The sequence below is a fragment of the Allosphingosinicella sp. genome, assembly GCF_036387215.1.
GTDB lineage: Bacteria > Pseudomonadota > Alphaproteobacteria > Sphingomonadales > Sphingomonadaceae > Allosphingosinicella.
Map to the genome: position 1 here is coordinate 1 of NZ_DASVUE010000226.1, position 5,048 is coordinate 5,048.

Annotated in this window: 8 protein-coding genes; 6 read left to right on the plus strand and 2 right to left on the minus strand. The window is 65.3% G+C overall.

Features of this window, described 5'->3' with window-relative positions:
• From VF662_RS08785 to VF662_RS08800, 4 genes are all read left to right on the plus strand, one after another.
• Nucleotides 1-419 (plus strand): RNA polymerase sigma factor (locus tag VF662_RS08785; protein WP_464139971.1); only part of this gene is annotated, 419 nt, incomplete at its 5' end.
• Complete coding sequence (locus VF662_RS08790; protein WP_464139973.1) at nt 409-1,458, plus strand: FecR family protein; 1,050 nt, start codon at nt 409-411, stop codon at nt 1,456-1,458. The genes VF662_RS08785 and VF662_RS08790, both read left to right, overlap by 11 nt.
• A gap of 112 nt (nt 1,459-1,570) precedes the next feature.
• On the plus strand, nt 1,571-1,993 hold the full coding sequence (locus VF662_RS08795) for a winged helix-turn-helix domain-containing protein (RefSeq protein ID WP_464139975.1): 423 nt from the start codon (nt 1,571-1,573) through the stop codon (nt 1,991-1,993).
• Nucleotides 1,994-1,999: 6 nt separating this feature from the next.
• A complete protein-coding gene (locus VF662_RS08800) occupies nt 2,000-2,152 on the plus strand; it encodes a hypothetical protein (RefSeq protein ID WP_464139977.1) in 153 nt (50 codons plus the stop codon).
• 51 nt (nt 2,153-2,203) lie between these two features.
• On the opposite strand, the gene VF662_RS08805 is transcribed toward VF662_RS08800, so the two are convergent.
• Entirely contained in the window at nt 2,204-2,437 is a 234-nt protein-coding gene (locus tag VF662_RS08805; RefSeq protein WP_464139979.1) for a hypothetical protein, read from the minus strand.
• A gap of 262 nt (nt 2,438-2,699) precedes the next feature.
• Between VF662_RS08805 and VF662_RS08810 the strand changes: the two genes are divergently transcribed.
• The gene (locus VF662_RS08810) at nt 2,700-3,284 is read left to right on the plus strand and encodes a CC0125/CC1285 family lipoprotein (protein ID WP_464139981.1); all 585 of its coding nucleotides are present in this window, start codon (nt 2,700-2,702) and stop codon (nt 3,282-3,284) included.
• 226 nt (nt 3,285-3,510) lie between these two features.
• A complete protein-coding gene (locus VF662_RS08815) occupies nt 3,511-3,900 on the plus strand; it encodes a hypothetical protein (RefSeq protein ID WP_464139983.1) in 390 nt (129 codons plus the stop codon).
• 172 nt (nt 3,901-4,072) lie between these two features.
• On the opposite strand, the gene VF662_RS08820 is transcribed toward VF662_RS08815, so the two are convergent.
• The coding region (locus tag VF662_RS08820; protein WP_464139985.1) for an SDR family NAD(P)-dependent oxidoreductase at nt 4,073-5,048 on the minus strand (976 nt) is incomplete at its 5' end.

Genomic DNA, 5,048 nt, shown 5'->3' on the forward strand with positions numbered 1-5,048 from the left:
TCGACGACCTTGTGCAGGAAGTCTTCCTTCGGATCGTCGCGCGGGACAGCACGAGCCGTATCGAGCATCTCGGGCGCTATGTTCATCAGACCGCGGCCAGTGTGGTGGCTGACCTGTCGAGGCGTCGCCGGGCGCGGCGAGCGGTCGATCATGTTGCGTTCGACCCCGATCGCCATGGTGAGCATGACATCGACCCGGACCGGATCCTGGAAGGCAAGGAAGATCTCGGTCGACTTACCGCAGCCTTGCTGTCACTTCCTGAGCGGACCCGCAGGATCTTCATTCTCCACCGCCTCGAAGGGATGCGGTGCCGCGACGTCGCCGTCGAGCTCGGCATCTCCCTCAGCGCCGTCGAGAAGCACATGATCCGCGCCATCCGTCACCTCGCCGCTGCGGTGGAGGGTTCCGATGATTCGTGAAGTCCTGACGCTGAGCGATCTTCGCGGCAGGCCCGCGGACGAAGTGGCGGCAATCTGGGCGCTGCGCCGATCCGAGGGCATGTCTCCGCAGGAAACCGCCGTGTTCGAGGAGTGGTGCCGGCTGGATCAGGCGCATGCGGCTGCCTGGGAGCGCGTCCAGCGTAGCTGGGCGGGGTTCGACGCTGCCCAAGGCGACGAGCTTCTCGACGCGATGCGCGAGCATGCCCGGGCGCCTGAACCCAGAAGGAGCTCTGCGTTTGGTATGGCAGCAGCGGCAGCGCTCCTGGTCGCCGTCTCGACGAGTGCTATCCTCCTCGTGCAGGGGGAGTGGGGCCACGACACTGCGGGAAACGGCACGCCGTCACAGATGGCAGGCAGCGAAGGGCGCCCCGGCGCTCCGAAGCTTCAATATGCGAATGGGGAGGGACCGGCAAAGTTCGTTTCGCTGCCGGACGGGAGCCGGGTCACGCTTGATGCGGGCACTTTGGTGACTGGTGATTTTGCACGAAGCCGGCGGCAGCTTCGGCTCGTCAGGGGCCGCGCCTTCTTCGCGGTGAAGCCGGACGCGGCCAGGCCGTTCACCGTCGATGCCGGCGAGCTCAGGGTGACGGCGCTCGGTACGCGCTTCGACGTCCGAATTCGGCGCGACGAGCTTGCCGTCGTCCTCGTCGAGGGCCGCGTCTCGGTCGGAATGCCCGCCTCCGCTTCGCCGCCCGTCCTCATGAAAAGCGGCCAGCAGCTGACGATGCGGAGCGGCGGCCCTGCACGCCTCTTCGGAGGTGGAACCGAGGAGGCGCTCGCCTGGCAGCAGGGATATGCGGTCTTCGACAACACCGCGCTTGCCGACGCCGCCGCCGACCTCAACCGCTATCCGGGGGCGAAGCTCGTCGTGAAGGATCCGGTTGTCGCTCGGCTTCCCGTCTCGGGCATGTTCCGAACCGGTGATCCTGAACGCTTCGGTCGCGCTGTCGAACGGATCCATCCGGTCCGGCTGGTTCGTCGTAACGCCGGCGAATTCGAGATCATTCCGGCGACCTGATCTCCGGCGAAAAATTCCTGGGGGCAAAGGTGCGGTCGCGCCGCCCGCTTGCGTCAATGGATGTGAGTTCACGCGAAAGCCCGCGCAGAACGGCCGCTCCAAGGAGTTCAAAATGGCATCTCTTCACCAGACCCACTGGGTGGGCGGCGCCTCCGCCGAAGCAGCCGGTTTCGCATCGGGCGCGCACGCTGGCGACGGACTGGCAACCTGGCCGGTCGTGACCATGCCTCAACAGGAATTCCGCTTCGGCAGGTGCAGGCTGGTGCCCCGCGCCCGGGTGCTCCTTCGCGAGTCCTGTCCCGTCGCGCTGGGCAGCCGTGCATTCGACGTTCTCCACCTGTTGCTCGCCTGCCGTGGAGCAATCGTGCCGAAGGAGAGGATCGTTCGGCACGTCTGGCCCAATACGATCGTGGAAGAAAGCAACCTTCGCTTTCAAATCGCAGCGCTCCGCAAGGCGCTGGGGTCTGATAGGCACCTCATCAAGACGATCCCCGGCCGTGGATATCTTCTGGCGGAAGAGGTCGATCCGGACTGAGTGACGATGAAGTCACCACGCGAGCGGGTAGCGGGGCGTCTCGCTCCGCCGCCGCCCACCGCCAACTACGATCCGACCGTCAGCGCTTCAGCCGAGCTTTCGCATCGGGTTGCGCCCGCCGGCGCCCTGGCCGACGGCGTAGAAAAGCATTGGTCGTGAGAATCGAACCAAGCAGCGTCAGGAACCCGAGCGCTGCCCAAACCCAGCTCATCACGGACCCGGGCCACGCGGGGGCTCGTCCGGCTTGGGCTTCTCGGGAAAGCCAGCATCTGCATCGCCCCGATCCTCTTCGAGCTGTTTCGCCGTCTCTCCCGAATTGCGGCTGTCGTTGCGCTGCGGATCGGCAAAGCCGGCAAAGACCGCAAGGCAGGCCAGCACTACAAGAAGAAGGGCAACCCAGCGGCTCGTGTTTCCCGGTTCGGGAAGAGGCGTCTCCTGCTTCATTTCGAGGGCTCCTCCTTGCAGGCCATCCTCGTCCGAGCCTGCCCTGCCATCTGGCTACCAAGGGCGTTCGCGGCGATATTTCAGAAGCGCCGCTCCGTTCGTGAAACGCACGGTGACCGCACGGAAGGATTGGGTCAGCGCGGCGGGCCGGGCGAATGAGAAAGACCCCTGAGGCAAGGCGAACCTAGAGCGCGTGGAGGTCGCCAGCCGAGGTCGTTCGGCGGCGGGCCGATCTTCACAACCTTGCAAAAGGGGAAGTCCAATGCCGAACCTGTCCAGGGGCCCCATTCGGATCGGCCTCATTGCCTCGCCCGTCGGAGCAGCGCTGATGCTCCTTGCCGGGTGCACGTCGCCGACGCCCTACCAGCCGCTGAGCGCCGGATCGAAGACCAGCGGCGGCTACAGCGACCAGCAGATCGCCGACAACCGCTATCGGGTTTCCTTCGCCGGAAATTCCTTCACCTCCCGGCAGCAGGTCGAGAATTACCTGCTTCTTCGGGCGGCCCAGCTTACTTTGCAGAAAGGCTTCGACGGCTTCACGATGGTCAGCCGTTCGACCGACCCGAACACCCGGACCACCGTGACGCGGGATCCGCTCAGTGCTGGTCCATGGGGCTATTGGGGACCTTCCTGGCGCTACCGCTCCGGCGGGTTCGGCTGGCGGAGCTGGGATCCCTGGCTGGGCAGCCCCTTCTGGGCCGTCTCGGTCGATGTGCAGACTGTGACGAGCTACGAGGCCTCCGCTGAGATCGTGATGTATCGGGGCAGCCGTTCCGATGATCCAACAAGCTTCGATGCCAGGCAAGTCGAGGCGAACCTCGCGCCGGGCATGACCGCACCGTCCTGAGCAGGGCGCAGCGGTGGCGATTTTGTCTCGATCGCGTCGGGCGACAGCGCGCCGGCTGCGTGCCGTGCCGCTCGCTTCCGGCGTCCTGCTTGTCCTGGGAGCCGTAACCGCTCTGTTCATCTCGGCCAGCGGGATCGCCTGGGTCGGCCCGCTGCTCCTTCTCGCGGGAGGCGTCGAGCTTTGCGAGGCGTTGTCGCGAGGAGATCGCGTCGGCCAATGGACGGCAATGATCACAATCGCCGCAGTTCCCCTGATACTGGCCAGCGGCAGCAACTCCTTCATCGGAGTCTCGGACGCAGTGGCGCTGTCGCTGTTCGGGCGCGGGCTTTTCCTCCTGGCGAGCAGGGGCAAGCCCGGTTCGCCGCCGGATCTTGCCCGCAAGGCCGCCGGAGCAATCGATCTCCTCCTCGTCCTCATGCTGCTTCTCGAGGAGCCGATCGACGCCTTGGGCCTGCTGTTGTTCGGCACGACTCCTGAAGCAGCGGAAGGACTGGGACTGGTTATAACCATAAGCCTTCTGGGCCGCGCATTCGTCATCCTCGCGCCTCCCCAGAGGAGCAGGTGCCGGCGCGCAGGAGCCAGGCCTATCTACGTGGAGCATGGCGCGCGGCGTTGAAGCTCCGCACGATCGTCAACAACAGCATCGGACTTGCGGCGCGGGAGACGTTGCCGCTAGCTCCCGCGGCTTTCAATCCTTTTGGGAAGATGCCGACATTCGCCTGCTTCAGGCCGGCAGGCCAGCGAGGCCTTCCGAGCAGCGGTGGATGTGGACACCATTGTGCTTCCGGTCAGCGTAGGGACGCTGCATCGGTGATCAGCCGTTCGCACAACTCCCAGAACCGTCGTGCATTCGCCGGATTCACGGCATAGTGTGCGACCCCCGTCAGCGCTTCATTCCTACTGAAGACGACCTCAGCCTCGTTCATGTCCTCGAAGTAGCGGCCGCCGATCCCCTGCAGCTGCGGAGCGATCGCGGCCCAGACGGGAGTAGCGGCGCCCTGCTGGGGCGACTTGCGTCGCTCGGGAGGCGTCCGAAGGCCACCGGTATGCTTCTGGAGATTCGTTGCGACCGCGCCGGGCATGACGGCATTCACAGTGATGCCCTGGTCCCGCCAGCGCGCAGTGGCTTCGACTGCGAAGAGAATGGCGGCCGTCTTCGATTGCCCGTAGGCGATGAGCGGGTCGTAGGGCACGAAGCGGAAGCTCGGATCGTCGAAGAGGATTGGCGAGAAGAGGTGCCCGCTCGAGCTCAAGGCTATGATGCGTGCTGCCGGAGCGGCTGCTAGCGCAGGCCTCAGCCCTAGGGTCAGCTGGTAATGCCCAAGGAAGTTGGTGGCGAATTGCATCTCCCACCCGTCCGCTGTTCGCCGAAGCTCGGGCAGCATCATGATGCCTGCATTGTTGATGAGAATGTCGAGCGGCTCCTGCCACTCGGCGACGAAACGGCTGATCGACGGGAGATTGGCCAGGTCGAGCGGTTGGACTGTGACATGGCCCGGCAATCCGGATCGGCGAAGCGCTTGTGCGACTGGTAGGGCCGTCGCGATGTCCCGTGCTGCGATCGTCACGTCCGCACCGGCCGAGGCAAGTGCCCGGCAGATCTCCAGGCCGATGCCGCCGGAACCGCCGGTGACGATCGCCCGCTGCCCTGAAAGGTCCACGTCCTTCAGAACATCGGCGGCGGTGGATTGAAAGCCGAAGTCGCTCCTGATCCTGCCCACGCACCTACCTCCGACAGACCCGATCTGGAGGTTATGACGCTCG

What these genes read in the sequence shown, in the direction of transcription:
- VF662_RS08790 (WP_464139973.1), top strand. Translation starts at nt 409, where the DNA reads ATGATTCGTGAAGTCCTGACGCTGAGCGATCTTCGCGGCAGGCCCGCG.
- VF662_RS08795 (WP_464139975.1), top strand. Translation starts at nt 1,571, where the DNA reads ATGGCATCTCTTCACCAGACCCACTGGGTGGGCGGCGCCTCCGCCGAA.
- VF662_RS08800 (WP_464139977.1), top strand. Translation starts at nt 2,000, where the DNA reads ATGAAGTCACCACGCGAGCGGGTAGCGGGGCGTCTCGCTCCGCCGCCG.
- VF662_RS08805 (WP_464139979.1), bottom strand. Translation starts at nt 2,437, where the DNA reads ATGAAGCAGGAGACGCCTCTTCCCGAACCGGGAAACACGAGCCGCTGG.
- VF662_RS08810 (WP_464139981.1), top strand. Translation starts at nt 2,700, where the DNA reads ATGCCGAACCTGTCCAGGGGCCCCATTCGGATCGGCCTCATTGCCTCG.
- VF662_RS08815 (WP_464139983.1), top strand. Translation starts at nt 3,511, where the DNA reads ATGATCACAATCGCCGCAGTTCCCCTGATACTGGCCAGCGGCAGCAAC.